We start from the raw sequence: 25,833 nt of genomic DNA, 5'->3' as shown, positions 1-25,833 counted from the left end.
CGACATGCCCTGTCTTGCTCGCCCCTGAGAGATATTATTATTCAAAGGGAATTCACTATGTCTTACGCTATTCACAACCAGAACCTGGCATTCAACGACAGCGCGGTCGCGCAATATATGAATACCGATTTTATCGTCCTCGACGTTTCATTATGCGTGGCGCTGGCGCGCGAGCAATTCTTCGAAAAATTAAAAGACGATGATATTCCGTCGCATATTTTTATTGAAGACCATGGACGCCTGGCGGGCATGATTGCGGTGCGCAAATTATTGCAGGTCACGGATACCGTGCAGCCAATTAAAAGCCTGATGATTTCTCAGTTTTTGCAGGTCAAACCGGAAGATGAACGCGCTGATGTCGCCGGGCTTTTGGCCCACGGCGAGTCGGACGTCGTGCCGGTGGTGACCCACGGCAAGCTCGTCGGCTGCCTGACCGAGCGCGAAATTGCCCATCTGCTGGAAGATGACGTCACCGAAGACGCTCAGCTCCAGGGGGCGACGCTGCCGCTGGAGAAGCCCTATCTGGAAACCAGCGCCTTCAGCCTGTGGAAGAAACGCTCCGTCTGGCTGCTGCTGCTGTTTGTCGCGGAAGCCTACACCAGCTCGGTTATCCAGCACTTTGAAGAGGCGCTGGAGTCCGCCATCGCGCTGGCGTTCTTTATTCCGCTGCTGATCGGTACGGGCGGGAACAGCGGAACGCAGATCACCTCCACGCTGGTGCGCGCCATGGCGCTGGGTGAAGTGCATCTGCGCGACGTGGGCCGCGTGCTGCGCAAAGAGATGACCACCTCGCTGATGATTGCCGTCACGCTCGGTATTGCCGGGTGCATCCGCGCCTGGATGATGGGTATCGGGCTGGAAATCACGCTTATCGTCAGCCTGACGCTGGTGTGCATTACGCTCTGGAGCGCGATTGTGTCGTCAGTGATCCCGATGGTGCTCAAGCGCTGCGGCATCGACCCGGCGGTCGTCTCCGCGCCGTTTATCGCGACGCTTATCGACGGTACCGGGCTGATTATCTACTTCAAGATCGCGCAGTATACGCTGGGGCTGGATTAGCGCGTTCCGCCAGCTGAATCACCGCACGCGAAAACGCCTCAATCGCCAGCGCGACATCCTCAGCCATCACCGATTCCGCCGGGTGGTGGCTGACACCGCCCCTGCAGCGCACGAACAGCATGCCCACCGGCCAGCGTTCCGCGATGGCAATCGCATCGTGGCCCGCGCCGCTGGGCAGCGACAGCGAGCGCCCCTGTACCGATTTGACGGCCTCCCCCAGCACGTTCTGCAGGTGGAGATCGCACGGCGTGGCGGCAATGCGGTAAAACTCCTCGGCGCTAAACGCCAGCCCGCGGCGCGATGCGATCGCCCGGGCATGTTCCAGCAGATCGTTGAGCAACCTGTCCAGCGGTGCATCCTGCGGGCCGCGAATATCGAGCGAGAGCTGAACCTCGCCGGGGATCACGTTCACCGCCCCCGGCAGGCAGCGCAGCTCACCAACCGTCGCCACCAGGTTGCCGCCCTGCTGTCGGGTCGCGTTTTCAATGATAACCATCCACTCGGCGGCGGCGGCCAGCGCGTCCCTGCGGTGATGCATCGGCACGGTTCCCGCGTGCCCGGCCTCGCCGGTGAAGCGGCAGTTCAGGCGACGGGCGCCGTTGATGGCCTCCACCACGCCAAGCGCGAGCGCCTCCTGCTCAAGGCACGGCCCCTGCTCAATATGCAGCTCCAGATAGGCGCTGAAATCTTCCTGACGGCGCGCGGCATGCGACACGCGGGCGGGATCGAGCCCCGCCTGAGTCATCGCCTGCGCCACGCTGATGCCGCTGGCGTCGGCTTTTTCCAGCCAGCCCTGCGGCCAGGTGCCCGTCAGCCCCCGGCTGCCCAACAGCGTAATGCCGAAGCGGGTGCCCTCTTCATCGCAAAAGCCGACAATCTCGATGGCCTGTGCCAGATGCACGCCCTGCTGGTGCAGGCTGTCCACCACTTCAATGGCCGCGAGCACCCCGAGCATGCCGTCGTAGCGTCCCGCGTTGCGCACGGTATCCAGATGTGATCCGAGCAGTATCGCCTGCGCCCCTTCCTGCGCCCCCTCATAGCGGCCGCAGATATTGCCCACGCTGTCCTGCCAGACGGTCATTCCCGCCTGGCTCATCCACTGCCCCACCAGCTGGTTGGCCTGCAGATGCTGCGTGGAGAGGTAGACCCGGGTCAGCGCATCCGGGGTTTCGCTGATGGCGGCCAGCGCGTCGGCGCGGGCCATCACCCGTTCTGCCGCCGGGCTCATTGCGGCGTCTCGCGGCGATAGTGGTCCCACGCGGCCTGCATCGCCGCACCCTGCGTGGTGGTGAATTTCAGGTAGTTCAGCACCGACTCCAGCGCGCTCAGGGTGGTCATCACGCAGTCCTTACGCGCGTTATAGCCCATGGTGCCGATGCGCCACACCTTGCCGTGCAGCGGGCCAAACGAGGTGCCAATTTCAATCCCGAAATCCTCCAGCATCAGCTTACGCACCTGGTCGCCGTTGATGCCCTGCGGAATAACCACGCCCAGCACGTTGTTCATCTTGTGCTTCAGGTCGCCGAAGGTCTCCAGCCCCATCGCCTGAATGCCCTTCAGCAGCGCATCGCCGTGCAGCTTATGACGCGCGATGCCGTTATCCAGCCCTTCCTGCAGGATCAGCCGCGCGCACTCGCGGGCGCCAAACAGCGCGGTGGTGGCTTCGGTATGGTGGTTGAGGCGCTCCGGCCCCCAGTAGTCCATCACCATGCCGAGATCGAAATAGTTGGAGTAGATCATCTCCTCGTCGCCGTCGCGGTGGGCGTCGGTGCGTATGCCCTCCTCAACGCATTTACGGCGGCGGATCGCCTCCTCCATGCGCGCGCTGAGTGTGATCGGCGAGGTGCCCGACGGGCCGCCGAGGCACTTCTGCATTCCGGCCGAGACGGCATCCAGCCCCCAGGCGTCGGTCTCCAGCGCGTTACCCCCGAGCGACGCGGTGGCGTCGGTGTAGAACAGCACGTCGTAGCGGCGGCAGATGGCCCCGAGCTCGGCGAGCGGCTGCAGCATGGTAGTGGAGGTGTCGCCCTGCACGGTCAGCAGCAGGCGCGGACGAATACGCTTAATCGCGTCCTCGACCTGGTCCGGGGTGAACACCTCGCCCCACGGCACCTCGATGGTATGCACCTCCGCACGGCAGCGACGGGCAATTTCGCACAGCAGGTGTCCAAAGCGGCCAAAGACCGGCACCAGCACTTTGTCTCCGGGGCGGATGGCGGAGACCAGAATGGCTTCAATCCCCGCGCGGGAGGTGCCGTCCACCAGCATCGTCCAGCGGTTCTCGGTGCGGAACACCCCGCGGTAGAGCGCCATCACCTCGTTCATGTAGTGGGTCATGGCCGGATCGTACTGGCCGATCAGCTGGCTCGACATGGCGCGCAGCACGCGCGGGTCGGCGTTGATCGGCCCCGGCCCCATCAGCAGGCGCTGGGGCGGGTTAATTTGCGGAAAGCGTGCGATATCCATTTGTCAGTCCTTATCAGTTGAGGCCGCGCACGGAGGAGATGAACTGCTTCAGTTCCGTGGTCTGCGGGTTGGCGAACAGCGTTTTGCTGTCGCCCTGCTCCCAGACTTTCCCCTGGTGCATAAACACCACGCGGTCGCCCACTTCGCGGGCAAAATTCATTTCATGGGTCACGAGGATCAGGGTCATCCCCTCCGCCGCCAGCTGCTCCAGCACCTTGAGCACTTCGCCCACCAGCTCCGGGTCGAGCGCGGAGGTGATCTCGTCGCAAAGTAAAACCTTAGGCGACATCGCCAGCGCGCGGGCAATCGCCACGCGCTGCTGCTGGCCGCCGGAGAGGCTCGACGGGTAGTAATCCAGACGATCGCCAAGCCCCACTTTCTCCAGCATGCGCTGCGCCAGCTCTCGGCATTCGGCGGCGCTTTTCTTCAGCACCCGACGCGGGGCGAGCATCACGTTCTCCAGCGCCGTCATGTGCGGGAACAGGTTGAAGCTCTGGAACACCATCCCGACCGAGCGGCTGATTTCGCGCGCCTGAGAGTCCCGGTCGGTAATGGTCATGCCGCCCAGCTTGATGCTGCCGTCCTGGTACCCTTCCAGCCCGTTGATGCAGCGCAGCAGCGTGCTTTTGCCCGAACCGCTGCGCCCGATAATGGAGATCACCTGGCCCATGTCGATATCCAGATCGACGCCCTTGAGCACGTGGTTATCGCCGTAGTACTTCTGCACCTGATTAATGGTGATGAGAGGCATTGAATTTGGTCTCCAGATAGCGGCTGTAGCGCGACAGCGGATAACACAGAATAAAGTAGCCGAGCGCCACCAGCGCAAAGACCTTAAACGGCTGATAGGTCACGTTGGTCAGCATGGTCCCGGCCTTGGTCAGCTCGATGAAGCCGATAATCGACGCCAGCGCGGTGCCCTTGATCACCTGCACGGCAAAGCCGACCGTCGGGGCGATGCCGATGCGCAGCGCCTGCGGGGCGACGACGCGAAACAGGGTCTGGCCGAAGGTCAGCCCCAGGCAGCGCGAGGCTTCCCACTGCCCTTTTGGCAGGGCGCGAATGCTGCCGTACCAGATATCGAGCAGAAACGCGCTGGTGTAAAACGTCAGCGCCAGCGAGGCGGCGGTCCACGGCGAGACGTCGATGCCGAACAGCGCCACGCCGAAGAAGGCCAGGAACAGCTGCATCAGCAGCGGGGTGCCCTGAAACAGCTCAATATAGCCGCGGATGATGCGCTTCACCGTGCGCCCGCCCGTCAGGCGCAGCAGCAGGAGCGGCAGCGTTACCGCCGCCCCGCCGACAAACGCCACCAGCGACAGCAGCACCGTCCAGCGCCCGGCCAGCAGCAGGTTGCGAATAATGTCCCAGTCGGTAAAGGTGGTCATCATGCCTGCACCCCCAGCCATTTGCGTCCTGCCGCCATCATCAGCTGGCGCAGGGTAATCGACAGCGCTAAGTAAATCCCGGTTGTCACCAGATAGACCTCAAAGCTCAAAAACGTTCTGGACTGGATCAGGTTGGCGGCGAAGGTCAGCTCTTCATACGAGACCTGCGACACCACCGACGAGCCGAGCATCACGATGATGCACTGGCTCACCAGCGCCGGATAAATGCGCTGCAGCGCGGGCGGCAGCACCACGCGAATAAACGTCTGCAAACGAGTCAGCCCTAATACGCGCCCGGCCTCCCACTGCCCTTTCGGCGTGACCTGAATGCCCGCGCGGATTATCTCGGTGCTGTACGCGCCCAGGTTCACCACCATTGCCAGCAGCGCCGCTTCCCCCGCCGTCATCTTCAATCCCAGATTCGGCAGGCCGAAGACGATGAAAAACAGCTGCACCACAAACGGCGTGTTGCGGATGATTTCCACGTACGCGCCCCAGATCCGGCTGAACCAGGTGGCGCGTCCGCTGCGGATCGCCGCGCCGAAAATCCCGATTGCCAGCCCGCCAACGGTCGCCATCACCGTCAGCTGAATGGTGACCCACAGCCCCGCCAGCAGCTCCGGCCAGTGCGGCCAGAGGGCTGAAAAATCAAGTTGCTCCGTCATCGGCTCAGGCGCCAAGGTTTGCCGGCAGCGGGGCCTTCAGCCATTGCTCGGACAGGCCGTTCAGCGTGCCGTCCTTGATGCCCTGCTCAATCAGCGCATCCACTTTTGCCTTCAGGGCCGGTTCGTTTTTCTTCAGCCCAATGAAGCACGGCGAATCTTTCAGCATAAAGCTCGGCACGGGAGCTTTGTCCGCGTTCTGGCGCGAAATGGCCGCCACCACGAGGTTGCCGGTCGCCACGTACTGCACCTGGCCGGAGAGGTAGGCGGAGAGCGTGGTGTTGTTGTCTTCGTAACGTTTCACGTTGGCGTCTTTTGGCGCCAGGCCGGTCAGCACCATGTCCTCCACCGCCCCGCGCGTCACGCCGATGGTTTTCCCGCTCAGCGCGGCGGCGTCCTTCAGCTCGGCCCCTTTCGGGCCAAACACGCCGAGGAAGAACGGCGCGTAGGCGCGGCTGAAGTCGATTACCTTCTCGCGCTCCGGGTTTTTACCGAGGCTGGAAATGACCAGATCCACCTTATCGGTTTGCAGGTACGGTACGCGGTTGGCGCTGGTCACCGGCACCAGCTGCAGCTTGAGCTTCATCTGTTTCGCCAGATAGCGCGCCATATCGATGTCGTAGCCCTGCGGCTGCAGATCGGTCCCCACCGAGCCAAACGGCGGAAAGTCCTGCGGTACGGCAATGCGGATGGTGCCACGCTTCTCGATATCCTGAAGCTGGTCAGCCTTTGCCGGCAGCTGAGTGAAGAGACAGGCGGCCCCGGCCAGTGCAATTAACAGTTTTTTCATGGTGCTTCCCCGTAACGTTAACATGAAACAAAAGATTCTTTGAATGTGATTTTGCAACTAATGTGCCAGGTAAGGCGAAGCGGGGAATATTCTTGTAAAGCCTGATAAAACGAGGACGTGTCGAAAAAACCTGCGTTTTCCCGACCCGTCTACTGCACCATTTTAATGCAAAGCACCAGCCTGATGCCCCATTATCGTTGTTCCAGCTCGTCCAACTGCTGGTAAAGGGAGGCAATCTCGTGAATGCGCGGACGGCCTTTATCGAGAATTTCATGCAGAAAGGCGTTTGCCAGAAGGTTAATCAGGCTGTTGACCGAGGAGTAGCTGTCGTAGGCGGAGACGCTGTCCAGCGGGGCGCAAAGCTGCCAGCTCGCCAGCGGAAACAGGCTGTGGGCCTGCGGCTCGCACATCAGCAGCACCGGAACACCGCTACTCTGAAGCTGCTGCATCAGCGGGCGGATGATGCGCGGGCGGCGGCGAAAGGCCATCATCACCACCAGATCGTCCGGCGTTAAGTCCACCAGCTCCTCGCTCAGGCTCTGCCCCGGCTGCGGCAGGACCAGCACCTGACCGCGCGCCTGCAGCAGCTGCTGGCGCAGGTGCAGCGCCGCCGGATAGGCGTTACGCATGCCGATAATAACGATGCGCCGCGCCTTCACCATGCAGGCCATGGCGTCGGCAAACTGCTGCGCGTCGAGGGCATTGACCCACTGGGTCAGGTTCGCCATCTCCTGCTTGTAGTGGCGCGCCAGCAGCGTATTGCCCTGCACCGCATCGCGGTTATCGGTGAGCGGCATCCCGCTCTGGCGCAGGGTGCGCAGCTCGTCGCGCATATCTTTATATTTCTCATAGCCCAGACGCTTAAACAGGCGGCTCACCGTGGCTTTCGACACCCCGCTCAGCTGCGCCAGCTCGGCGCTGTTGTAGCCGATCAGGTCGTCAAAATGGTCGAATATAAAGTCCGCCACCCGCTGCTCCTGCGGCGACAGCGACGGGTACTGTGCTTTCAGACGTTCATCCAGTTGTTCCATAGCGCCTCTGTAACTTTTGTTTCATCACATTATGCCATTCTTTAATACGTATTCATTATACGTGCCAGTTTACTGAAACTTTTCTCTCAGAACTGGAACAGCTTTTGCAGCGCCTTGTAACTTTCAGGGTTACGAGGACTTCTCATGCAAAGCAATGTCTCCACGCACGGCATGGCCGTTGCGCCCCACCACCTTGCCAGCCAGAGCGCGCTGGCGGTGCTGCGCGAAGGCGGCAGCGCGATTGAAGCAATGGTCGCGGCGGCGGCCACCATCGCGGTGGTTTACCCGCACATGAACGGGCTGGGCGGCGATGGCTTCTGGCTTATCGTGCCGCCGGAAGGCGACCCCATCGCCATTGACGCCAGCGGCGCGGCGGGTTCGCGGGCAACGCTTGCCGCCTACGACGGGCTCACGCACATTCCCCACCGCGGACCGCAGGCGGCGCTGACCGTTGCCGGCACGGTGAGCGGCTGGGACGAGGCGCTGAAGGTCTCGCGCGAGATGACCGGCAAGTCGCTGCCGCTGGCCCGCCTGCTGGGCGACGCCATCGACTATGCGCAGAACGGCACGCCGGTCACGGCCTCACAGGCCCATGCCACGGCCAGTAAATTCGACGAACTAAAGGCCATCCCCGGCTTCGCGGAAACCTGGCTGGTGGACGGCAGGCCGCCGCAGGTCGGGAGCCGCTTTTATCAGCCCGCCATGGCCACAACCCTGACGCGCCTGGTAGAGGACGGTCTGGACAGCTTTTATCGCGGCCCGCTGGCGGACGTGCTGGCGCACGGCATGGAGACGCTGGGCCTGCCCGTGACGCTGGCCGATCTTAACGCGCACGTTGCCCGGCGCACCGCGCCGCTGAAGCTGCAGCATCAGCAGGGTGAGATCTTTAACCACGCCCCGCCGACGCAGGGGCTGGTCTCGCTGGCGATACTCGGCATCACCGACCGCCTGAATATGGCGGAGGCCAACGACGCGGACACCATTCACCGCATCGTTGAAGCCACCAAGCTGGCCTTTGGCCTGCGCGATGCCCACATCACCGACCCGCGCGAGCTGAAAACCGATATTCAGGGTCTGCTGGATCCCGCCGCCCTGCAGGCGCTTGCCGACAGGGTTGACGACGGCCGCGCCGCGCCGTGGGGCACCGGAAAAGGGCCCGGCGATACGGTGTGGATGGGGGTGATGGATAACAGCGGGCTTGCCGTGTCGTTTATCCAGAGCATTTATCACGAGTTCGGCAGCGGCGTGGTGCTGCCCGATACCGGCATCGTCTGGCAGAACCGGGGGGCGTCGTTCAGCCTCGACCCCGCTCATCTGCTGGCCCTCGCGCCGGGCAAACAGCCTTTCCATACTCTGAACCCGGCGGCGGCGCGTCTTAAGGACGGGCGCGTGATGGTCTACGGATCGATGGGCGGCGACGGACAGCCGCAAACCCAGGCCACGCTCTTTACCCGCTACGTGGTTCAGGGCGTGCCGTTGCAGGAAAGCATTTCCCGCCCGCGCTGGCTGCTGGGGCGCACCTGGGGACAAACCTCGGACACCTTAAAACTGGAAGGACGCTTTAGCGCTGAGACGGTCGCTCAGCTTCGCGGGCGGGGGCACGAGGTGGAAATGTTCCCTAACTTTAGCGAAGCGATGGGCCACGCGGGCGCGATTGTCCGCCACCCCAACGGGCTGTTTGAAGGGGCGTTTGACCCGCGCAGCAACGGCGCGGCCGCCGGATTCTGAGGAGAAAATAATGACGACACAACACCCCGACTGGCCAGCGTACCTGGCGCAAATGGAGTCCGTGCTCGGCGTGACGCTGGACGATGCCCGCCGCGCCGAGCTGCAATTACAATTCAGCCGCATTGCCGGCATGGCCGCCCCGCTGATGGCGCTGCCGCTCGACGACCGTCTGGAGATCGCAGGAGTGTATAAAGCATGACGCTACACGAGATGAGTATCAGCGACATTCAACAGGCGCTGAGCGCGGGCGAGCTGAGCGCCCATGAGATTGCCCGCCAGACGCTGGAGGCGATCGGGCGCGTTAATCCGCAGATCAACGCCTGGACCACCGTGACGGAAGCACGCATGCTCGCCGAGGCCGAGAACATCGACACCCTGCGCCGCGAAAAGCGCCCCCTGCCGCCGCTGGCGGGCGTGCCCTACGCGGTGAAAAACCTGTTCGACGTTGCCGGACATACCACCCTCGCGGGCGCAGAGCTGTTCAGCCAGCGCCCCGCCGCGGCTGCTGACAGCTTCGCGGTGCGCCAGCTGCGCAGCGCGGGCGGGCTGCTGTCCGGGATGGTGAATATGGACGCCTACGCCTACGGCTTTACCACCGAGAACAGCCACTACGGCGCGACGCGTAACCCGCACGACCTGACGCGCATTGCGGGCGGCTCCTCCGGCGGTTCAGCCGCCGCCGTGGCCGCCGGGCTGGTGCACTTTTCGCTTGGCACCGACACCAACGGGTCGATTCGCGTTCCGTCCTCCCTGTGCGGCATCTATGGCCTGAAGCCCACCTTCGGCCGCCTGTCGCGATCCGGCAGCCATCCGTTTGTCGCGAGCCTGGATCATATCGGCCCCTTTGCCCGCAGGGTGTGCGACCTGGCGTCCGCGTACGACGCGCTGCAGGGCCGGGACGGCAGCGACGGTTTTCAGGCAGAGAGCTCGCGCGAGCAGACGCGCCCCCTGCTCGATCGCGGCCTTGACGGCCTGCGCTGCGCGGTGCTCGGCGGCTACTTCACCACCTGGTGCGATGCGGACGCCAGAGACGCCGTGGCGCGGGTGGCGAAGGTGCTCGACGTGCAGGATGAATTACAGTTCCCGGACGCCGAGCTGGCGCGCTCCGCGGCGTTTATCATCAGCGCCTCCGAAGGGGGAAATCAGTACCTGCCCGCGCTTCGCCGCGAGCCCGAGCGCTTTGAGCCGCACTCCCGTGAACGCCTGCTGGCAGGCGCGATGATCCCCTCCGCCTGGTATATTCAGGCCCAGCGGTTCCGCGCGCACGCCCGGCAGGCGTTTCACGCGCTGTTTGCCCAGGCCGACGTGCTGATCGCCCCCGCGACGCCGCGCAGCGCCACGCGGATCGGCGAACAAATCATGGAGATTAACGGTCAGCCGCTCCCCATCCGCGCCAGCATGGGGATGCTGACCCAGCCGATTTCATTTTTGGGCCTGCCCGTGACCACCGTCCCGCTGCGCACCGCTCATGGCGCGCCGATTGGCCTGCAGCTGATTGCCGCGCCGTTTAACGAGCAGGCCTGCCTGCGCGTCGCGCGCGTGCTGGAAGAGAGCGGCATCACCGATGCCCGTCCGGCGGAGGTTGCAGCATGATAAATCACGATGACATTAACCTGCCGTGGGTGGTTGCCGAGGTGACCACCGCGTTTTATCGCTACGAAGACGCGCTGGTGAGCAACAACATTGCCGTGCTGGACGAGCTGTTCTGGCACGACAAAAACACGGTGCGTCTGGGGGCGGGTGAAAACCTGTACGGGATCGATGAAATCCGCGCCTTTCGCGCGGCCCGCCCGTCTGCCGGATTGCAGCGGACGCTGCGCCACACCGTGATTACCACATTCGGGGAGGATTATGCCGTATGCAGCACCGAGTTTACCCGGGAGGGCACGGAACGCATTGGCCGCCAGCAGCAGACGTGGGTGCGGTTTGCGTTTGGGTGGCGGATCGTGGCGGCGCAGGTGAGTTTGATGGCGTAGGCCGGGTAAGGCGCAGCCGCCACCCGGCAAAACACCGCACACTTACTTCTGAAACGGATGCACCTCCCGCCAGTGGTCGGCAATCTGCTGGCGGGTACAGACCCACACCCGCTCGTGCTGCTGCACGTAGTCAAGGAACCGCTGCAGCGCGCGAAAACGCCCCGGCCGCCCCAGCAGGCGGCAGTGCATGCCGATGGACATCATCTTCGGCGCGCTTTCCCCCTCCTCGTACAGCACGTCAAAGCTGTCCTTGAGATACGTATAAAACTGCTCGGCGGTGTTAAACCCCTGCGCGGTCGCGAAGCGCATGTCGTTCGCATCCAGCGTATAGGGCACGATCAGGTGCGGTTTGCGGGTGCCGTCGCCGCAGGCCACTTCCGTCCAGAAGGGCAGGTCGTCGCCGTAGTAGTCGCTGTCGTAGTCGAAGCCGCCGTGCTCCACCACCAGCTGTCGGGTATTGGGGCTGTCGCGCCCGGTGTACCAGCCCGTTGGCAGCTTGCCGAACAGGTCGGTCAGCACGTGCACCGCCTTATGCAGGTGTTCGCGCTCCTGGCTGATGCCCATGTTCTGGTAGTGGATCCAGCGCCAGCCGTGGCTGACCACGTCGTAATCCGCCGCCCTGATCGCCTCAACGATCTCCGGGTGACGCGCCAGCGCCATCGCCACGCCAAAGACCGTCAGCGGCAGGCCGCGCTTTTGAAATTCATTGTGGATCCGCCAGAACCCGGCGCGGCTGCCGTATTCGTAGAGGGAGTCCATCGACATGTGTTTGTCCGGGTAGCTGGCCGCACCGATGATGTCCGACAGGAACTGCTCGGATCCGGCATCGCCGTGCAGAACGTGGTTTTCCGCACCTTCCTCATAATTGAGCACAAACTGCACGGCGACGCGCGCCTGATTCGGCCACCGCGCGTGCGGCGGGTTGCCCGCGTAGCCGCGCAGATCCCGCGGGTAATCCTGTTCAAAAAGCCCCATTGCCACCCCCAAAAAATTAAAATGGATTCAGTGCCTGAAAATATCCGCTTAACGCTTTTTTCTCCGGGAAGGCCAGATCCCCGTGCTTGCTGGTCGAGAGCCCCAGCGCCACCAGCGACTCCACCATCTTCACCGCCGCGCTGACGCCGTCGATAACCGGCACGCGCAGCTCGCGGGTCAGCTCGTGCGCAAGGGTCGCCATGCCGCCGCAGCCCAGCACGATGGCGCCGCAGCCGTCCTCCTTCAGCGCCTGTATACAGCGCGCGCGCACCTTCTCCTGCGCCAGACCGCTGCCGTCTTCCAGCGCCAGCACCGGGAGATCGATGGCGTGCAGCGCCGCGCACTTGTCCTGAAAGCCATACTGGTGCAGCAGATGGCGGGCAATAATCAGCGTGCGCGGCAGCGTGGTGACCACCGAAAAGCGCGTCGCCACCAGCGTCGCCATATGCATGGCGGCTTCCGCAATGCCGACTACCGGCCCCTGCGCCAGCTCGCGCGCCGCCAGCAGGCCCGGATCGCCAAAGCAGGCGATGACGTGACCGTGCACGCCCTGCTCTCTGCCGAGCCTGACCTGTTCGAGAACCCCCACGGCGGCGATGGCTTCATCAAAGTGGCCCTCGATAGACGGCACGCCAGCGCTGGGGCAGACCGCGAGGATCTCCGTGCCCGGCGCCGCCACCGCGCGGGCCGCCGCGCCGATGGTTTCCGTCATCGCGAGGCTGGTGTTGGGGTTAATGACTTGTATACAGACAGATGACATTACGACTCCTTGTGGCCGGCAAACAGCCGGGCAAAATCAGGCAGGCACTCGCCCGCCCGCTCGAAGCATAGGCTGGCGACGATATGTTCAAAATGGTGCATTAGGGCATCGCTCAGCGGCTGCAGCGCCTTCTGACGCAGCAGATCCACCAGCTGTTCGTGGTCGTTGCAGCGGCAGCCCTGACGCCACGGCGCGCCCCAGGTGGCAATCACCAGCGAGGAGCGCTGGCTCAGGCCTGTCACCATCTCCGTCAGCACCTGATTGCCGGAGATGGCCTGCAGCTGAATGTGGAAATTGGCGGAATGTCGGATCGCCGCCGGGCCGTCGTACGCCTCGTGCGCCTGCTGCTCCTGACGATTAATGGCCTCCAGCGCGGCAAGGTGCGGCGGCTGGCAGCGGGCCAGCACGTCCGGCAGGTTGGCGACCTCCAGCAGGGCGCGGGTGCGGAAGATGTGCCGCGCCTCTTCGACCGTCGGGCTGGCAACGTGTGCACCACGCTTGGGCGTTAAGGTGACCATTTGCACAGCGGCGAGTCGTTGAAGCACCTTGCGAATGCCCGTGCGGCTCACGCCAAACACCTCGGCCAGCGCCTCTTCCGGCAATTTGCTTCCCGGCAGCAGCTGATGTTCGACAATCGCGGTCATCAGCGCCTGAAAGATCGATTCGTCTTTGTCATGCAGGTCTGGCGCGGTCTGCAGGGCGTTTACGATGTTCATTTACCACTCCATCTTTTACCTTTCGTTAGCGAATCGTATACATAAAAATAAAATATTGCATACAAGATTTATTATTTTGGCCTGAATCCTGCAATACCGTTTGCACTCCCACTCAACGGGTTTTCATTAACAGGAGCAGGATTCATGCCAAACAGTCAAAACGCACAGCAGGGTACGGCCGCTGATTCCGGTGCGGTTTACAGCCCACGTCTTTGCAATGAGGATCTGGCACCAACGCGTGACCAGAACTGGAGCTGGTACAACATCTTTTCTTTCTGGATGTCCGACGTTCACAGCATGGGGGGTTACGTTGTTGCCGCGAGCTTCTTTACGCTCGGGCTGGCAAGCTGGCAGGTGCTGCTCTGCCTGCTGGTGGGGATCTGCATTGTGCAGCTGTGCGCCAACCTGGTCGCAAAACCTAGCCAGATGGCGGGCGTACCCTACGCGGTGATCAGCCGTCAGGCGTTTGGCGTCTTCGGGGCCAATATTCCGGCGGTGATCCGCGGGCTTATCGCCTTTGCGTGGTACGGCATCCAGACCTGGCTTGCCGCCAACGCGCTGATGCTGGTGGTGCTGAAGTTCTGGCCTTCTCTGGCGAGCCTTACCACCGGTGCCTTCCTGGGCCTGTCGCCGCTGGGCTGGATCTGCTTTGCCATCATGTGGGTCCTTCAGGCGATGGTCTTCTGGCACGGCATGAGCGCCATTAAGCGCTTTATTGATATCGCTGGTCCCGCGGTCTATGTGGTGATGCTGGCCCTCGCGGGCTGGATTGTATACAAGACCGGCTTTGACGGGATCTCCTTTACCCTCGCCAGCAAATCCCTGAGCGCGGGCGAGCAGACCTGGCAGATGATCACCGCGACCGCGCTGGTGGTCTCCTACTTCTCCGGCCCGCTGCTCAACTTTGGCGACTTCTCCCGCTACGGCAAAAGCATGGGCGAGATCCGCCGCGGTAACCGCTGGGGGCTGCCGTTTAACTTCCTGCTGTTCTCCATCGTCACCGTGGTGATTGTCTCCGGCACCCAGTCGCTGTTTGGCCGCATGATCACCGACCCGATCGAAACCGTCAGCCGCGTGGGTAACGATCTGGCCGTGGCGATTGGCCTGCTGACCATGATCACCGCCACCATCGGGATCAACATCGTCGCGAACTTTGTCTCACCGGCGTTTGATTTCTCTAACTGCTCGCCGCAGAAGATCAGCTTCCGCACCGGGGGGATGATTGCCGCCGTCGGCTCGATCCTGCTCACCCCGTGGAACCTGTTCAACTCGCCGGAGCTTATCCACTACACCCTGGACGTGCTCGGCGCGTTTATCGGCCCGCTGTTCGGCATTCTGATTGCCGATTTCTACCTGATTAAGCGCGGCAAGGTGTCGGTAGACGATCTGTTCGACGACACGCCAAAGGGCAAATACTGGTACCGCAACGGCTTTAACCCGAAGGCCATTGGCGCGCTGATCCCGTCCGTTGCCGTGGGGCTGGTGATTGGCTTTATCCCGGCCCTGCATGAGGTGGCAAACTTCAGCTGGTTTATCGGCGTCTTCCTCGGCGGCGTGACCTACCGCTGGCTGGCGCGGGAAGAGCGCGAGACGGCAGGCGCGGCCTCGTTCAGCTCCCGCGTGGCAACGCAAAAAGAGTAACCCCCTCCCTTCGGCCGCAGTTTATCTGCGGCCCGTTCATTCTGGCACCGTTCTTGCTGAGCCTTTTCACCCCGCTACGCAAACACTAAGGCAGGACCCACGATGGAATACCAGACTGCGATACGCGGTGCATTTTTCGATATCGCCCAGGTCTGCGACAGCGCAGACGCGATCGCCCAACACGCGCGCTACCTTGAGGACGGGCTGCTGTTTATCCAGAACGGTAAAATTCTGGCGCGCACGGCGTGGCAGGAGGGCGAGCAGTATCTTGACCCTCACAAAGGCTACACCGACCTGCGCGGCAGGCTGCTGCTGCCCGGTTTTGTCGACACCCACGTTCATTATCCGCAAACGGAGATGATCGGCGCCTTTGGCGAACAGCTGCTTGAGTGGCTTATCACCTACACCTTCCCGGTGGAGAGCCAGTTTGCCGATGAAGCCTACGCGAAGGAGATCGCCGAATTTTTCATTAACCAGCTGGTGAGCAACGGCACCACCACCGCGCTGGTGTTTTGCACGCTGCATCCGGAATCGGTCGAGGCGCTGTTTACCGAGGCCCTGCGCCTCAACATGCGCCTTATCGCCGGGAAGGTGATGATGGACCGGCACGCGCCGGACTACCTGAGCGAAGACGCAAAGCAGAGCTACCGGCAAACGCGGGAGCTGATCCAGCGCTGGCATCAGCGGGGGCGGCTGGGGTATGCCATTACGCCGCGCTTTGCCCCAACGTCCTCACCCGAGCTGCTCGCCGCGGTCAGCCTGCTCAGAGAGGAGTTCCCGGATACCTGGCTGCAAACCCATCTCAGCGAAAACCCAAACGAAGTGGCCTGGGTGAACGATCTCTGGCCGGAGCACGAGCGCTATCTGGACGTGTATCACCACTACGGCCTGACCGGCGAGCGCAGCGTGTTTGCCCACGCGATTCATCTCCACCACAGCGAGTGGCAGTGCCTGCACGACACCGGTTCGGCGGTGGCGTTTTGCCCCACCTCGAACCTGTTTCTCGGTAGCGGGCTGTTTCGCCTGCCCGCCTGCTGGCAGCACAGGGTGCGGATGGGCATCGGCACCGACGTCGGCGCGGGCACCACCTTCAGCATGCTGCGCACCCTGGGAGAAGCCTACAAGGTCGGCCAGCTTCAGAGCTACCGCCTGCGCGCCAGCGAGGCGTTTTATCACGCCACGCTGGGCGGCGCGCACGCCCTCAGGCTGGACGACAAGATTGGCAACTTCGCCCCCGGCAAAGAGGCGGATTTTGTGGTTATCGATCCTGACGTGACGCCGCTGCAGCGCCTGCGCAATCGCCGCTGTCAGGATATCTACGAGCAGCTATTTGTGCTGATGACCCTGGGCGACGAGCGCAACATCAGCGAGACCTGGGTCAACGGCGAGCGGGTGTGGTCAACTGCCCCGGTAGGTTGACCACCCGCCGGGCGCAATCACAAACGGCAGATGGAAGTGCTCGTCTGCCGTTTCTCCCGTCACAAAATCAATTTGCGCGCAGGGGTAGATCGTCTCCCGGCCGGTTTCGTGAAACCACGCGCCGATCTCCGCCACCAGCCGATAGCGGCCTGCGGGCAGAGACGAAACGAACGCGGCAATGCGCCCCTGCGCGTTGGTCACGCCCGTGGCCAGCGTGTTCCCGTCCTGCTGCAGATGGACCGTCACGCCCTCTGCGGGTTTGCCCGTTGAAATATCGAGAATATGGGTGCTGAGCGTGCTCATTCGCTAATCACTCCTTCCAGCCGCAGCAGCGTAATTTCCCGCAGCTGTTCCAGCGCCGCCTGCACTTCCTGCGCGTCGCTGTTCTCCAGCCGCGCGTTCAGTATCTGTAAAATGTCCTCGCCGCTGCGGCCCTTCGCGCGGATCAGAAAAACGCGCCCGAAGCGGGCCTCATAGCGGGCGTTGCCCTCGCGCAGCGCCTGCGCAAGCGCCGCGTCCCGGTCATTCACCGCGCCCTGCTCCTGACGCGACAGCGCCGCCTCCGCCTGTGCACCCGCGGGCTTTTCGCCGATGCGCGGGTGGGCGCTCAGGGCTTGCGCTAACGCCGCCTCATCCCAGCGCTGCATCATCGCCTGCGCCGCGATCGTTAATTCACTCCGGCTCGGGTAAGGCCGACCGCAAACCAGCGCCTCAGCCCAGCCGGGGAGCGCCACGCAGGGGTGGATTAGCGCGAGAGCCTCTTTCTCAGGAAGATGATTGAAGTCGTGCAGTGCGATCATGATGTCTCCTTTATTGTCATCCTCCGGGTTGTTGCACAAACCGCGCCACTCTTGTGGCCGGTGTGAAACAGTCGATTCTGTATGGCTGAACAGGAAATTATTGATTCATAAAAAGGCATGTTCACCGCGTTTGCGCACCTTAGCAGTGCAAACCCATCTCCCACAACGCTGTTTTCGCCACTCTGCAGCCTGGTACGCAAATTGCTGAATGTTTTTACACCCTGCAAAAGGAGAGAAGCATGAAAGCAATCGTCATTGGCGCGGGTATTGGCGGCCTGAGCGCCGCCGTCGCGCTAAAGAAAGCGGGCATCGACTGTACCGTGTTCGAAGCCGTAAAAGAGATCCGGCCCGTCGGGGCGGCCATCTCCATCTGGCCTAACGGCGTGAAATGTATGCAGCACCTCGGCATGGGCGACATTATCGAGACCTGGGGCGGTCCGATGCGTTTTATGGCCTACAAGGATTACCGGCGCGGCGACACCCTGACCCGCTTCAGCCTCGCCCCGCTGGTGGAGCGTACCGGCGGGCGCCCCTGCCCCGTCTCGCGCGCTGAACTCCAGCGCGAGATGCTGGACTTCTGGGGGCGCGACAAGGTGCAGTTTGGCAAGCGCGTGGAACACGTCCACGAAGACGACGCGGGCGTGAGCGTCACCTTCACCGACGGCACCACGGCAGCCGGGGATTTCCTGATTGCCGCAGACGGCAGCCACTCGGCGGTTCGCCCGTATGTGCTGGGCTATACCCCGGAGCGCCGCTACGCCGGCTACGTGAACTGGAACGGGCTGGTGAAAATTGACGAAGAGATTGCCCCGGCGCACCAGTGGACCACCTTCGTTGGCGAGGGCAAACGCGTCTCGCTGATGCCCGTCTCCGGCGGACGCTTCTACTTCTTTTTTGACGTGCCGCTGCCCGCAGGCCTGGCGGAGGATCGCACCACCCTGCGCGCCGATCTCACGGGCTACTTCCGCGGCTGGGCACCGCCGGTGCAGAAGCTTATCGCCGCGCTGGATCCCGATACCACCAACCGCATTGAAATCCATGACATCGAGCCGTTCGACAGCCTGGTGCGCGGCAGCGTCGCGCTGCTCGGCGATGCCGGGCACAGCACCACGCCGGATATCGGCCAGGGCGGCTGCGCGGCCATGGAGGACGCCGTGGTGCTGGGCGAATGCCTGCGTGAAAACCACAACATTACGCTGGCGCTGCGGCAGTACGAAGCCCTGCGCTGCGACCGTGTGCGTGACCTGGTGCTGAAGGCGCGTAAACGCTGCGACGTCACCCACGGGAAAGACATGGCGTTGACGCAGGCCTGGTATCAGGAGCTCAAAGAGGAGACCGGAGAGCGCATTATCAACGGTCTGTGCGAGACCATTCAGGGCGGCCCGTTAGGCTGAACAGGAGGGACAACGATGAAAAGAGAACCGACTCCACCCGCCCACTGCACGTTTGAGCCAGAAGACTGGCTACGTCTGGCGAAATGCTGGCATCCGGTCGCGCGCGCCTGCGACGTCGGCCCGGCGCCGGTCAAAGCCACCCTGCTGGATGAACAGCTGGTAATTTATCGAATTAACGACCAGGTCGTGGTCGCCCGTGACGTCTGCCCGCACCGCGGCGTGCCGCTGACGCTGGGCTTTCACGATGAGCACGGGATTATCTGCCCGTACCACGGCCTCCGCTTTGGGGAGGACGGGCGCTGCAACCGTATTCCGTCCAGCCCCGACCAGCCCGTTCCGGCGAAGCTGAACCTGATTAACTACGCGGTGGAAGAGCGCTTCGGCCTGATCTGGACCTGCCTGGCGTTTGACCCGGACAATCCCGTGCCGCTGCCCACCATGCCGCACTGGGACGACGACGGATTTCAGCAGATCAACTGCCCGGCGTTTGAGGTGAACGGCTTCGCCGGGCGCCAGGTGGAGGGGTTTCTGGACGTGGCGCACTTTGCCTGGATCCACACCGATACCTTTGCCGACCCCAATAACCCACTGGTGCCCCACTATCAGCCGCAGGAGACGCCTTTCGGTTTCGTGGCCGATTACTGGAGTTCCGTGAGCAACTATCCCGCCAGTTCACCCGTGCAGGCGCCAGAAGGGTTCCAGTGGCTGCGCCATTTTGAAATGCATCTGCCGTTTACCGCCACCCTGACGATTCATTTTCCGGGTGAATCGCGGCTGGTGATTATGAACGCCGCCTCGCCCGTCTCGTCACGGGTGACCCGCATGTTCGCGCCTATCGCGCGCAACTTTGATCTGCATATTCCGGTGGAAGACGTGCATGCCTTTAACCTACGCATCTTCGAAGAGGATCGCCTGATGGTCGAAACCCAGCGCCCGGAAAGCCTGCCGCTGGATCTCACTCTGGAAGCCCATATTCCGGCAGATAAGAGTTCGATTGCCTACCGTCGGGGACTGAAGAAGATGGGCTTTGGCGAATTTTTCCTGGTATGACGGAGGCCAATATGCTGAACGCGATCGTTGACGGGCTGTGGCGAGAGGGGGATAAAAGCCTCGCCGTCAGGCTGGTGGCCGAAAACGGCGAAGCGCTGCCGGCGTGGCAGCCCGGCGCGCACATTGATGTCCACCTGCCCTGCGGCGTGGTCCGCCAGTACTCCCTGACCGGGGATTTTAGGGAGGAGAGCTATCTTATCTGCGTGGGGCGGGAAGCCGCCTCGCGCGGCGGGTCGCGCTACGTTCACGAAACGCTGCGTCCGGGCCAGAGGCTTTCGATCTCGGCCCCCCGCAATCTGTTTCCGCTGCATCAGGCAGAGCGGGTATTGCTGCTGGCAGCAGGGATTGGCATTACGCCGCTGTATGCGATGGCTCTGCATTTGAAAGCTATCGGGACGCCGTTTACGCTGCACTATTACGTCAGAAGCCGGGAAAGCGCGGCGTTTGCGCGCGAACTCTCGCAGTGCGCTGACTGCATTATTCATACCACCAGCCCACGAACCACGCTGGCGGAGCATCTCCCGGCGCCTGAGGCGGGGCTGCACGCGTGGGTGTGCGGACCCGCGGGGTTTATGGAGAAAGCGCGCGATTTGGCGGCGGCGAAGGGTTGGGATGACGCCCATATCCACAGCGAGGCGTTCCAGCCTGTAGCCCCTCCTGCCGCGGGAGACGCGGGAGAGATTTTTACCGTCAAACTTGCCTCCACCGGCGAGCGCTGGCCGGTGCCTGCGGATAAGACCATCGCTCAGGTATTACAGGAAAACGGCGTGGACGTGCCGCTGTCCTGCGAAATGGGGATCTGCGGCGCCTGCCTGACGCCGGTGATTGACGGCGTGGTGGACCACAGGGATAGCGTGCAGTCGGATACGGAAAAAAGCGCGGCTAACCAGCAGGTGGCGCTCTGCTGTTCGCGGAGTCACTCCGGGGAGCTGGTGATTGCGCTGTAAAACGAAATAACTATCCTCCGGCATAGCCGGAGGTTTTTCAGTTGTGCCAGCAACGCTTTGTTATCAGACGCGTCCCGGCGGCCACGCATAATCAATATGGCTGGCCTGCTCGCGCGCCAACGCTTCATCGCCCTGTAATCGCGCCGCCAGGGTAAAGGCGAAATCAAATACTTTACCCAGCCCACGGCCGCTCAGCAGATTGCCGTCTTCCACCACATCGGCATCGACGTAAATGCCATCGCTGACCGTTTTCCACAAATCGCCGGAACAGACATAGCGGCGCCCTTTGAGCAGTCCGTTGCCGCCCAGCACGCGGGCGGCGGCGGAGCAGATCGGGCAGATATATTTGCCCGCTTCATCATGGCGGCGAACGAAGGCAATCACCTCCGTGCTTTTCGCCAGGTTGACGCTGCCTTCCGGGCCCCCCGGTAACACCACGGCGTCAAAGGTCCGATCGAGGCTGGCCTTCAGGGTGCTATCCGCCACCATTGGGATGGCGTGATAGCTCACCACCTCGCGACTCTCGCCGCAGGCTATCGTCTGTACCGTAATATTCAGGCGGCGCAGGATATCGATAGTGACAATCGCTTCCCCCTCTTCAAAACCGGGGGCTAATAGCACGGCTACGCTTTTCATCTTGCTCTCCATTGCTTAAGGGTTACCAGTACGGGTGCCAAATCTGTCGCAGCCGCACCAGCAGCTCAAGATAAAAATAGTCTCCCCAGCTACAGCACTGATCGACGCCCTTACCGCTGCCCATATGATAAACCGAGTGCTGCAGCAGCCCTTCGGTCGGATCGTCGTCATGAGCAAGGTAGTTTTCGGTCAGCGACTGCGCAATACGCAGCGCCATCTCTTCATAATACGCGCGGTGTGCGTCGAGCGTCGGCAGCGCCTTGACCAGCTCCAGCAGGCCACAGGCGGCAATCGCCGCCGCTGAACTGTCGCGCACGGCGTCGGTACCGAGCAGGGCCAGATCCCAGTGGCACACATCATCTTCCGGCAGACGGTTGAGGAAGTAATGCGCCAGGCTGCGTGACAGCTCAACCATCTGCTTATCGCCGGTGTGCTGATAGCTGAGCAGAAAGCCGTAAATGCCCCATGCCTGGCCGCGCGACCAACACGAGGTATCGCTGTAGCCCTGATGGGTGTTGCCAAAGCGCGGCTCACCCGTCTGCACATCCATATAGTAAGTGTGATACGTCGAGGCATCTTCACGCACGATATAGTTCGCTGCTTGTCCGGCGTGAGCCGTCGCCGCCTGCGCATAGCGCGGATCCCCGGTCTGTTCGCTGGCCCAGTACAGCAGCGGCAGGTTCATATTGCAGTCGATGATCATTCGCCCCTGCTGCTCCGTGTCGTTTAAATCACCCCACGCCTGAATAATGCTGGCCGTTGGGTTAAAACGCTCCATCAGGAGCCCGGCTGCCAGCAGCGCCGACTGGCGAGCCGCTTCGTTGCCGGTGAGACGCCAGGCGCTGATGCAGGAGAGCGAATAGAGGAACCCGAGATCGTGCGTTGCGGTGTCGATACGCTGCTCAATACGCCGGGCGAACGACGGTAAATAGCGCTCGGCGGCTTCGCGATAATGCGCTTTGCCGGTCATCTCCCACGCCAGCCACAGCTGGCCAGGCCAAAAGCTGGTGGTCCACTCCACGTTATCGGTGCGCGGCCAGACGCCCTTCTCACAGGCTTCGCCGGGGAACTTATCGCCGAAGGCGATAATATTCTTGTCTAGCTTGCGTGTGACGCGGGTTAAGGCCGCTTCCAGCTTCTGGCTCAGCGCCAGGCGATCGACCTGATGCAGTTCGATCGGCCGCAGCGCTTCGGTGATAACAGATTTGGTCATAACAACTCCTGAATTAATGTTTGGCCGGTTCAACCGGGACGGTATCTAAAGCCGGAGCAAAGGGTCGTGAAACATCGCGATTCGACTGGCAGCGCGATAGCGTAAAGGCGGAAATCAGCGTAAACATCAGGGCGCAGCAGCCCATCAGCAGATAGGTATGCTCAAAGCCTATCCTGTCGTACAGGTAGCCGGCAGGCGGGGCGACCACAATCGAACCCACGTAAATCATCGCCTGGTAGCCCAGCAGGTACATCGTGGCGTTAACCCGACGATGGAAATGTTCGGCGATGTATTTGAAGACCGAAATCAGCAGCAGCGCGATCTCGACGCCATAAAACGGTTTGATGATGGAGATAACAATCGGGTCGCTGGTCAGCCCGGATGCGATCAGCCGTGCTCCGACCACGCAGCCGCAGAACAGCAGGCCGCGCTTCGCACCGTAGTGGTTCACCAGCCACGGGATAAACATCATCATCACGAACTCCATTCCCGACTGGACGGTGCTCAGGTAGCCGTACCAGGCATTACCCTGCTCTTTGGTGGCGAAGAACGACACGAAGTAGCGCGGGAACTGCTGCTCGGCGATAAACATCATCCACGCCACTCCGGCGACGTAGAGGCTGAACATCCAGAATTTGCGGTTTTTCAGCAGCATCAGCACGTCGGCAAAAACGATCTTATTGGCGGAGATGACGCTGTTGTTGCGCAGCTGTTCGTCGCCGATTTTGAGGCTCATCAGCACCAGCAGCATCAGTACCGAGGTACCGCTGCTGAGCAGAAAGTTGGCCAGCGGCGTGAAATTAAACAACAGCCCGGAGACCGAAGCCGCCATCGCCCAGCCCAGCGAACCCCACATTCTGATGCGGCCAAACTCCAGCCCGTACAGGCGGCTAAAGCGGTCGGCATAAGATTCAGACGCCGCCACGCCGGCGTACCAGCCCAGGCTCAGATACAGCGCGCCGATGATAATCCCCGCCATCGCATGGCTTTGCAGCAGCGGCTGGTACACCAGCGCGAAGAACGGGGCCATCAGCGCAGAGATGGCGCAGACAAAATAGAGCAGCCACTTGCTCATGCCGATTTTGTCCATGATGTAGCCGTACACCGGCTTCAGGACCACCGCGAAGACGCCGTTGATGGCGAACACGCTGCCGATGGTGACGCTATCGAGACCCACTTTCTGGCTCAGCCATAAGGCGTACAGGCCAAAGCTGGATGACCAGGTGAAGAAGTAAAGAAAAATAAAGGTACTCATTTTGTACTGTGCGGCGCGTACGGACGATGATGTGCTCATAGCGATGCCTCCGGGGCCAGAACGAGCGTCGTTTCTTGTCGTGCCGTCACGAAGCGTACCGCGTCATCGCTAATGATGGCCTGTGGACAGCGTTGCGGGTCGAAGTCGGCGGCATTTCCCGCCCACACCGCGCTGATTAACACATGCTTGCCGGGGTCGAGTTCACCGCGCAGCACTGGCACCGCCGCGCGCTCGGCGAACAGCAGATTACTGTTTGGCGGCGTCACTACCGTCTCGCCGCGGCGGGCGTGCGGGTGTAAACAGAAAATGGCTGAGACATCCCGGGCATTGCGTAACCAGCAGGCGCCGTCGCTCTCGTGGACCTGCGGCTGCGGGCGGTTCGCCAGGCTAAAGCCTCCCTCCGCGCAGTCCAGCGCGCGCCGGGTATGGATACGATGGACGCGCAGCTGCCAATCGCCCAGCGCCAGCAGCCAGCTCTCAATCACCGCGTCGCGCCACGGCAGCCAGCGGCTGTAAATGGTGCCGTCAGCGGTGACCACGTGCTGGCATTCGCGGCGCCCACGCCAGTAGTTATCCTTTTCGGCCAGCAGCAGCATCGAATCGGGCGCGGCATGGTTCAGGCCGTAGCGCCCGCGTTCGATGGTGAAGCCAAAGCGGGTGGAATAGGCAAATTTGCAGTATTTCGCTTCGGTATTGACGAAGTTGTTCAGCTCCAGCTGGCCGGACGTCAGCATCCACAGGTGGTCGGCCTGATGCACCACCACCTGATCCGCGTGGGCTATCGTGTGCTGCGCGGGCAACGGCGGCAGCGGCAGCTCAGCCGCCTGCCAGAAGGCATTGCCCTCATCTAATGCCAGCACCAGCAGGGTCTTCAGGCCCCAGTATGGCGAACCCGGCGCGTTGTAGTCTTCCGCCATCGCCAGGTTCGGATAGCTGTAGCCGACGCTCAGCACGCCGTCGCGGTCGAACATCGGTTGCTTCAGCCACCAGCGCAGATGGCGCAGAACGATGCCCTTCATCACGCCAGGCGAAAAGACCTCCAGCCCGGCGAAGGCCGCCGCACTCCAGAACGCCGCCTCGGCAAAGCGGTAGGTCAGGCTACGGCCAAACGGGATCGCCGCGCCGTCTTCGGCAAAGAAATGGATGAAGTCAGAGGAGAAACGCGCGGCCCGGTCATGCAGCGTTGCACAGCGCTGTGGATCGACCCCGGCCATGAGCTTCGCGTAAATCAGGCCATAGAAATGAAAGCCCATCGAGATGTAATAGTCGCGCGGCCGGCCCGGACCATCGGAGTACCAGCCATCGCCGAGGTAGTAATGCTCCATGGCAGCAAAATGATCTTCCAGCGCCTGCGGGTTAGTTGGCATGCCGCAATAATGGAAGCCGACCTGCACCAGAATCGGAAAGAAGTGCCAGTTGTTATCGGGGATTTCCCGGGTCTCGCACTGCTTTAGCCAGCGCCATAAATTCTCTTTCTCCGTCTCGGTGAAGTGCGCCAGTACGGTTTCACCCGCCAGCGCCAGCAGCAGCCCGTAGGCCGCCATCTCGACAATTCGCTGATCGTAAGGCGCCACGTCGCCCCAGTAATCGGCATGCTGCGGATTGGTGCCGTTTTTTATCGCCTGTATATAGAAAGAGAAGTGCTGCGGCTCGCTGCCGCCAGCCAACAGCGGCGTCACCCCCCACAGCAGGCGGGAAAAGGTTTCCATGCTCGCGACCTGCTGGCCGTAGTGAGCGGTAAAGTTCGCTAAATCAATGCGGCTGGCGTCTTTTTTAAAAAAGGGCGCCACCGCGTTCAGCATGTCGTTGACCAGCCGTTGCACCTCTTCCCGGCTTGTCAGTGAATTATCCAGATGAATGTTTTCAGGTTGCACAGGGTCCTCCCGCATTACACGAGGGTAGAGATAAGTTATTGTTATTTGGCTTT

Annotated in this window: 25 protein-coding genes and 1 pseudogene; 10 read left to right on the top strand and 16 right to left on the bottom strand. The window is 62.1% G+C overall.

What is annotated here, in order from left to right; translation table 11 throughout:
• Positions 1 to 57 precede the first annotated feature (57 nt).
• Positions 58 to 1,059, top strand: a complete 1,002-nt coding sequence (locus tag USG84_RS02545) for a magnesium transporter (protein WP_151412858.1) — start codon at positions 58 to 60, stop codon at positions 1,057 to 1,059.
• Here the strand turns inward: USG84_RS02545 and hpxK are convergent.
• The 7 genes from hpxK to hpxU form a co-directional block, all read right to left on the bottom strand.
• Positions 1,025 to 2,287: an allantoate amidohydrolase gene (gene hpxK, locus USG84_RS02540; protein WP_320738149.1), complete on the bottom strand. Its 1,263-nt coding sequence runs from the start codon at positions 2,285 to 2,287 to the stop codon at positions 1,025 to 1,027. The two genes, USG84_RS02545 and hpxK, sit on opposite strands and share 35 nt — an antisense overlap.
• Positions 2,284 to 3,525, bottom strand: a complete 1,242-nt coding sequence (locus USG84_RS02535; protein ID WP_253541475.1) for a pyridoxal-phosphate-dependent aminotransferase family protein — start codon at positions 3,523 to 3,525, stop codon at positions 2,284 to 2,286. Before USG84_RS02535 ends, hpxK begins: the two co-directional genes overlap by 4 nt.
• Before the next feature lie 13 nt (positions 3,526 to 3,538).
• Positions 3,539 to 4,276 (bottom strand): amino acid ABC transporter ATP-binding protein, encoded by a 738-nt coding sequence (locus USG84_RS02530; RefSeq protein ID WP_008499843.1) that lies wholly within the window; start codon positions 4,274 to 4,276, stop codon positions 3,539 to 3,541.
• Positions 4,257 to 4,913, bottom strand: coding sequence for an amino acid ABC transporter permease (locus USG84_RS02525; RefSeq protein WP_080328162.1), 657 nt, complete (start codon positions 4,911 to 4,913; stop codon positions 4,257 to 4,259). The genes USG84_RS02530 and USG84_RS02525 overlap by 20 nt, the downstream gene beginning before the upstream one ends.
• Complete coding sequence (locus USG84_RS02520; RefSeq protein WP_061099687.1) at positions 4,913 to 5,578, bottom strand: amino acid ABC transporter permease; 666 nt, start codon at positions 5,576 to 5,578, stop codon at positions 4,913 to 4,915. Before USG84_RS02520 ends, USG84_RS02525 begins: the two co-directional genes overlap by 1 nt.
• A gap of 4 nt (positions 5,579 to 5,582) precedes the next feature.
• Positions 5,583 to 6,365, bottom strand: coding sequence for a transporter substrate-binding domain-containing protein (locus USG84_RS02515; protein WP_041910577.1), 783 nt, complete (start codon positions 6,363 to 6,365; stop codon positions 5,583 to 5,585).
• 191 nt (positions 6,366 to 6,556) lie between these two features.
• Entirely contained in the window at positions 6,557 to 7,396 is an 840-nt protein-coding gene (hpxU, locus tag USG84_RS02510) for a MurR/RpiR family transcriptional regulator HpxU (RefSeq protein WP_151412857.1), read from the bottom strand.
• 144 nt (positions 7,397 to 7,540) lie between these two features.
• Between hpxU and hpxW the strand changes: the two genes are divergently transcribed.
• The 4 genes from hpxW to hpxZ are packed head-to-tail and all read left to right on the top strand — an operon-like array spanning position 7,541 to position 11,100.
• Positions 7,541 to 9,124, top strand: a complete 1,584-nt coding sequence (gene hpxW, locus USG84_RS02505; protein ID WP_253541473.1) for an oxamate amidohydrolase — start codon at positions 7,541 to 7,543, stop codon at positions 9,122 to 9,124.
• A 10-nt stretch (positions 9,125 to 9,134) separates the two neighbouring features.
• A complete protein-coding gene (gene hpxX, locus USG84_RS02500; protein WP_151412855.1) occupies positions 9,135 to 9,323 on the top strand; it encodes an oxalurate catabolism protein HpxX in 189 nt (62 codons plus the stop codon).
• Positions 9,320 to 10,717, top strand: a complete 1,398-nt coding sequence (locus USG84_RS02495) for an AtzE family amidohydrolase (RefSeq protein ID WP_253541471.1) — start codon at positions 9,320 to 9,322, stop codon at positions 10,715 to 10,717. Before hpxX ends, USG84_RS02495 begins: the two co-directional genes overlap by 4 nt.
• A complete protein-coding gene (hpxZ, locus tag USG84_RS02490) occupies positions 10,714 to 11,100 on the top strand; it encodes an oxalurate catabolism protein HpxZ (protein ID WP_151412854.1) in 387 nt (128 codons plus the stop codon). Before USG84_RS02495 ends, hpxZ begins: the two co-directional genes overlap by 4 nt.
• A gap of 42 nt (positions 11,101 to 11,142) precedes the next feature.
• On the opposite strand, the gene puuE is transcribed toward hpxZ, so the two are convergent.
• The 3 genes and pseudogenes from puuE to USG84_RS02475 all read right to left on the bottom strand — a co-directional run bounded on the left by puuE (position 11,143) and on the right by USG84_RS02475 (position 13,551).
• Positions 11,143 to 12,042, bottom strand: a complete 900-nt coding sequence (gene puuE / locus USG84_RS02485) for an allantoinase PuuE (RefSeq protein WP_320738234.1) — start codon at positions 12,040 to 12,042, stop codon at positions 11,143 to 11,145.
• A pseudogene (gene hpxA / locus USG84_RS02480) lies at positions 11,960 to 12,835 on the bottom strand (allantoin racemase). The gene puuE and the pseudogene hpxA overlap by 83 nt, the downstream one beginning before the upstream one ends.
• Positions 12,835 to 13,551, bottom strand: coding sequence for a GntR family transcriptional regulator (locus USG84_RS02475; protein WP_253541469.1), 717 nt, complete (start codon positions 13,549 to 13,551; stop codon positions 12,835 to 12,837). Before USG84_RS02475 ends, hpxA begins: the two are co-directional and overlap by 1 nt.
• A gap of 144 nt (positions 13,552 to 13,695) precedes the next feature.
• Here USG84_RS02475 and USG84_RS02470 point away from each other — a divergent pair, with 144 nt between their 5' ends.
• Both USG84_RS02470 and guaD read left to right on the top strand, forming a co-directional pair.
• Entirely contained in the window at positions 13,696 to 15,192 is a 1,497-nt protein-coding gene (locus tag USG84_RS02470) for an NCS1 family nucleobase:cation symporter-1 (protein ID WP_151412853.1), read from the top strand.
• A 102-nt stretch (positions 15,193 to 15,294) separates the two neighbouring features.
• Positions 15,295 to 16,611, top strand: coding sequence for a guanine deaminase (gene guaD / locus USG84_RS02465; protein WP_320738148.1), 1,317 nt, complete (start codon positions 15,295 to 15,297; stop codon positions 16,609 to 16,611).
• Here the strand turns inward: guaD and uraH are convergent.
• Together uraH and uraD are read right to left on the bottom strand one after the other, a co-directional pair.
• Entirely contained in the window at positions 16,591 to 16,914 is a 324-nt protein-coding gene (gene uraH / locus USG84_RS02460) for a hydroxyisourate hydrolase (RefSeq protein WP_061098646.1), read from the bottom strand. The genes guaD and uraH overlap by 21 nt on opposite strands.
• Positions 16,911 to 17,411, bottom strand: a complete 501-nt coding sequence (uraD, locus tag USG84_RS02455) for a 2-oxo-4-hydroxy-4-carboxy-5-ureidoimidazoline decarboxylase (RefSeq protein WP_151412852.1) — start codon at positions 17,409 to 17,411, stop codon at positions 16,911 to 16,913. The genes uraH and uraD overlap by 4 nt, the downstream gene beginning before the upstream one ends.
• A 239-nt stretch (positions 17,412 to 17,650) precedes the next feature.
• Between uraD and hpxO the strand changes: the two genes are divergently transcribed.
• Genes hpxO through USG84_RS02440 form a run of 3 tightly spaced genes read left to right on the top strand, consistent with a single transcriptional unit; the run spans position 17,651 to position 20,802 of the window.
• Complete coding sequence (hpxO, locus tag USG84_RS02450; RefSeq protein WP_253541463.1) at positions 17,651 to 18,805, top strand: FAD-dependent urate hydroxylase HpxO; 1,155 nt, start codon at positions 17,651 to 17,653, stop codon at positions 18,803 to 18,805.
• 15 nt (positions 18,806 to 18,820) lie between these two features.
• Positions 18,821 to 19,855, top strand: coding sequence for a molybdenum cofactor-independent xanthine hydroxylase subunit HpxD (gene hpxD, locus USG84_RS02445; RefSeq protein WP_320738147.1), 1,035 nt, complete (start codon positions 18,821 to 18,823; stop codon positions 19,853 to 19,855).
• Positions 19,856 to 19,866: 11 nt separating this feature from the next.
• On the top strand, positions 19,867 to 20,802 hold the full coding sequence (locus tag USG84_RS02440) for a PDR/VanB family oxidoreductase (protein WP_253541457.1): 936 nt from the start codon (positions 19,867 to 19,869) through the stop codon (positions 20,800 to 20,802).
• Between the two features lie 63 nt (positions 20,803 to 20,865).
• Here the strand turns inward: USG84_RS02440 and USG84_RS02435 are convergent, their stop codons facing one another.
• The 4 genes from USG84_RS02435 to USG84_RS02420 are packed head-to-tail and all read right to left on the bottom strand — an operon-like array spanning position 20,866 to position 25,780.
• Positions 20,866 to 21,438: a DJ-1/PfpI family protein gene (locus USG84_RS02435; RefSeq protein WP_151412851.1), complete on the bottom strand. Its 573-nt coding sequence runs from the start codon at positions 21,436 to 21,438 to the stop codon at positions 20,866 to 20,868.
• A gap of 22 nt (positions 21,439 to 21,460) precedes the next feature.
• Positions 21,461 to 22,651: a glycoside hydrolase family 88 protein gene (locus tag USG84_RS02430; RefSeq protein ID WP_151412850.1), complete on the bottom strand. Its 1,191-nt coding sequence runs from the start codon at positions 22,649 to 22,651 to the stop codon at positions 21,461 to 21,463.
• A 13-nt stretch (positions 22,652 to 22,664) separates the two neighbouring features.
• Complete coding sequence (locus USG84_RS02425) at positions 22,665 to 23,945, bottom strand: oligosaccharide MFS transporter (RefSeq protein WP_151412849.1); 1,281 nt, start codon at positions 23,943 to 23,945, stop codon at positions 22,665 to 22,667.
• Positions 23,942 to 25,780, bottom strand: a complete 1,839-nt coding sequence (locus tag USG84_RS02420; RefSeq protein WP_253541455.1) for a DUF2264 domain-containing protein — start codon at positions 25,778 to 25,780, stop codon at positions 23,942 to 23,944. The genes USG84_RS02425 and USG84_RS02420 overlap by 4 nt, the downstream gene beginning before the upstream one ends.
• Positions 25,781 to 25,833 lie beyond the last annotated feature (53 nt).

The organism is Enterobacter sp. 168J2 (assembly GCF_034107265.1).
GTDB classification, from domain to species: Bacteria; Pseudomonadota; Gammaproteobacteria; order Enterobacterales; family Enterobacteriaceae; genus Enterobacter; species Enterobacter nematophilus.
This window is presented reverse-complemented; position numbering and strand designations above follow the sequence as displayed.